The organism is Paenibacillus sp. FSL H7-0331, assembly GCF_001956045.1.
Window position 1 is genome coordinate 1 of record NZ_MRTH01000104.1, and the last position, 4,096, is coordinate 4,096.

3 protein-coding genes are annotated in these 4,096 nt (G+C 38.0%); all 3 read right to left on the reverse strand.

Annotated features, from left to right (window positions below):
• A partial coding sequence (locus tag BK127_RS41630; protein ID WP_144026733.1) for a hypothetical protein occupies positions 1-246 on the reverse strand: 246 nt, incomplete at its 3' end.
• Between the two features lie 484 nt (positions 247-730).
• Positions 731-2,074: a hypothetical protein gene (locus tag BK127_RS41635; RefSeq protein ID WP_076238502.1), complete on the reverse strand. Its 1,344-nt coding sequence runs from the start codon at positions 2,072-2,074 to the stop codon at positions 731-733.
• A 750-nt stretch (positions 2,075-2,824) separates the two neighbouring features.
• The coding region (locus tag BK127_RS41640) for an NlpC/P60 family protein (RefSeq protein WP_179097828.1) at positions 2,825-4,096 on the reverse strand (1,272 nt) is incomplete at its 5' end.

Here is a 4,096-nt window from a genome sequence, read left to right on the forward strand (position 1 = left end):
ACTTCGGGGTGGTTCTGCGGCTTGCAGCTCCATCAGAGCGTTATACGTCGTCTGTAAGACGTTCACAATCGTGTCCAGTTGTGTCTTGGAGTTCCTGTAGTAGGTTTCCGTCATATTGGAATCGGAACGTGCTATTGATAAATAAATTTTGCTTTGATTGTAGAGCTGCTCTATATTACCTTTCGTATCTTGAGCTTGTTTAATTAATGGCTTCAGATCCTCCAGATCCACCGTAAGCTTGGTCATTCCTACCACTCCTCTGTATTCAACTGAGCTCTGTTTACCCGCAGCTTAGAAAATGGTCCTCTCTCACGATGTAAGACTTCCAAGTAGCAAAACAAATAAGGATATTGCCACAATGACAATACCAACAAATTATAAAAAGGAGCCAATAGCCCCTTATTAATTCCATAAATTTCATTCATACTTTTATTATGGTTCTAAAGTAATTATTTTCAAATAGGTCTGTTGATTCATTATCGACATTTTTTCCCACCATTCTGCGCGGTTTTTGTCGAAATATGAATTATTTGATAGATTGGGTAATCAGCCATTATAAGTAATTATCTTTTGTCAATGTTCGGACAGAATCCGTATGATTAACACCTTATCCTTGAAGAACACTCATACGATCTAAGGGAATCACCTTATTGGGGATCTTTCATTTTCTATCAATACATCTAATACAGCTTTTTCAAAATCATAAAATAACTTTTATTAGGAAGACTTATTAATTTTTTATTATACTGAATGTACCTGTAATACCATCAATTTGATGCAATAATTGTACATATGCTTTTGCCTCCTTTTCTTCTTCAGTACCTTTATAGATCATTTCTGTTGGTGTTCGGATTACTACAACCTGACCTTTACTAACACCCAATTTTTCAAAAGGTACGCCCTTATCTTTTCCGCCATGATTCCACCAATTATTCCATTCAACTTCAGTTCCCCCGTTATAAATTTGAAAGAGCTCCGCTTTTTTCAAACCGCTATCTGTTGGTTGATAAAATACGGTCATTCCCGTTTCTCCATTGCTTGATTCTACTATTTCATATTTATTCTTCCAGGATTCAGGAAAAGTGATTTCAAATCCTAATTGTTCATTTCTATAGACAATCGGCTTATTCCCAAAATTAACGTCGATCTTTGAAGGAGTCGATGGTTGTTGAATACTTTCAGGTTTGGCCGCGTGTTTAATGGTAACGGTCTTTTCAGCAGCCATGTTTTGTTTAAATTGATTCGCTTGGTAACTCAAACCTTTTGATTCCTCTGAACTGAAAATCTTCCCGCTCCCTACTTTTCCATCGTCCGATAAACTAATTTCGTGTACCCATTGTTTCCCCTCTTGATCTTCTATAACAACCTTGGTTTTATAATCATTTCCTCTAAAATTTCTAATAAATAATTTATAAACTCCGGCGTGGAAAAGCTGTTCATCATCCAAACTTTCAAACACTATTTTTTCAATGCTATTCAATTGCTTATTTTGAGATGCTGTTAAAGACGGGTATATGGGTTTTGAAACAGGCTCAATTTTCAATAAAGTTTTTTTATAATAAGAATAACCTTTTTTATGTAATGTATCTTTGAGTTTATCTGCATCACTTTCCAATATATAGTTGGATATTTCGTTGGAGTAGCCTTTCACACTTGGTAATACATCAAGAGAAATAAAAGAGGTTTCGCTTGGTTGCCTTCCTATATTTGTGGCAAACAAAATGTGCAGGCTATGGTTGTTTTTCGGGTTTTTGTATAACTCAACAGGTACACTCTGGCCTTCAAGTGCCTTAAATAAGGAGTTCTCCCCTTTGTACCACATATCATCATTAAGAGTCAGCTTCAGAGATGCTACCAAATTATCAACTTCACGATCCGTTTCCTCTTGAATCGTACGACTGACTACATTATTGCTTTCAATTGTTTCTTTTAAAGTAGTTTCAGGCAGAGAAGCTTCTGGTAAAGTAATTTCAGTTAAAGGAGAACTTGAAGAATTCGACTTCTCCATTGAACAAGCGATCAACATAAATGCTAGTATCCCAGCCACTACAGTAATCAATAATATTCTAGGCATCCTCATTCGCCTCCCACTTTAAAGTAATGGTTTCTCTTGTTTTCTCACTCATTCTTACTATTTCAACTTTGACAACCTATGAGGTTCAGGCAGTGGATTTAGCACATAGACCCATTTCCTATAATAGCTTAGGCGGGAACAGAGCTTGAGGCTTTTTCTCCAAACTGTCCAGAGAAAAGTATGAACACATTGTGGATCTCCATATCTGCCCTCGAGGTTCACCTTCCCATACCATGCTGGGTCTATGCCTTTACATTCCTTCGTTCTACCTCTCAAGAGGAGGAGGCAGATTTTTGCTCCTCACTGCACGATTTTCTGGGGAAATACCTTTGATCTTTTGGGGTGTTTTTAGTCTACACTATACACATATTGCTCCAGTAAAGTTGCTAGCTCCATATAGGCTTCTGAGAGCCCTTCCGAAAGCTTGATGGACACCATCCCAGCCGCTGAGAGCTGCTCGGCTCTTTTATATGCCTACCCCCGCTTGATTTCCGCCCTCCAGTGGGTAAGAATGCCTCTGGCACCTGGAAAGACAACCTCTTCTGGTGTTGGAGACAGGCGTATGGCCATGAGTAACGCTTTGCTTTCCCAATCCTTGGACACCTGCGAGTAGTCCGGAAAGTAACGGTTAAACCAAATAAAAGCTCGTGATCCGAGCTTTTACTTGGTTTAAATTCACCACGAGCTTCTAGCGGAATTTCATCAGGATGCGTAATTCTGTATATGAAGCAAATCTCAACTTACAAATTTTTAGTTACTAGTTCCATAATTAAAGTACGTATTTCCGGAAAATGTTTGAACATCCTTAATATTCACCCATCTCTTTCCATCTAAAAGTTGATACTGACCATTAATATTTTTAACATGAGACGTATTAGAAGGATCAAACCAGTCTGAGGATCTAAAATACATTCCTGTCCCTATCTGATTGGGGATTTGATCAATCTTACCATTCAGAATGGATTGTGCTATAAAGACAGCTTTCTTCCAACCATCATCTGATATTTGAGGGTTTCTAGCTAGGTTTGTTTCATTATATCCTCCGGTAACCGCGGCATACTGTCCCCTTTGTAATACTACATCCTTGTAACTATCGCCACATTCTCCAGAGTTCATTCTGTTAATTATTGTCCATGCAACAGATTCTTGTCCATAATCACTTTTACCACTATTACATTCCCCATAAATTGTTCTTGCCAAAATATCCAATTCACTTAAATTCTGTAAATCTATTACTGTATTTACTCTTGCTCCGAGATATGAGCTGTCGACACCTTCGTAAATTTCCTTAGTTATGTCAGGGCCTGAGCTATTAGGCTCATTTCCATTTGACAGTAAAGAGAGTCGTATATTCCCGTCTTCTTTTTTATTTATGTAAGTATCATCATCCTGTATTATTCTTCTAATCGCGCAAATATTGTCTTTTAATAATCCGTAAGGTACTCCCCAGCTATCATTTAAATTTTCAATTCTAACATTCTGTTTAGGATTAGTAAGATAATTGCGATTTTCATTCGTACCTGTCTCGTGAATAAAGTCCCCGTTTCCAATATAAATTCCTACATGATCAACTCCTTCTTTAGTACCCTTCCAATCAAATAATATCAAATCTCCAACTTTTAATTCATCGTATTCCTTTCCTACACCTCTTTTTATTTGAGTTTTAGTGTCTCTTCCAATATCTATTCCCAGCACGGTCAGGTAAACCGATGAGGTGAAATCTGAACAATCCATATACGGGGGTGGATTGTTATGGTCCAAGATCTGGGTCGTGATTATACTATCCAAACAATAGGGGATTTTGCCCTCCCAAGTTATTGCCTCTTGTGTAAGTTTATCCCTCCATCCTTCAGCATTTCCGATATTACCCATACTGGTTTCTATTTTAACAGGCGGTTTATCAACCGCTCCTCCCGCCACTTTACTTGAATCCCCTGTATAGAAACTACTGAAATTCATTCCACTACCCAAGACAGCGGCTGCCAAAGGAAATGCCATACTAAGCGTTTCCCCCAACTTCTG

Excerpts from the sequence above, each read along its gene's own strand:
- BK127_RS41635 (WP_076238502.1), bottom strand. The coding sequence starts at position 2,074 with ATGCCTAGAATATTATTGATTACTGTAGTGGCTGGGATACTAGCATTT.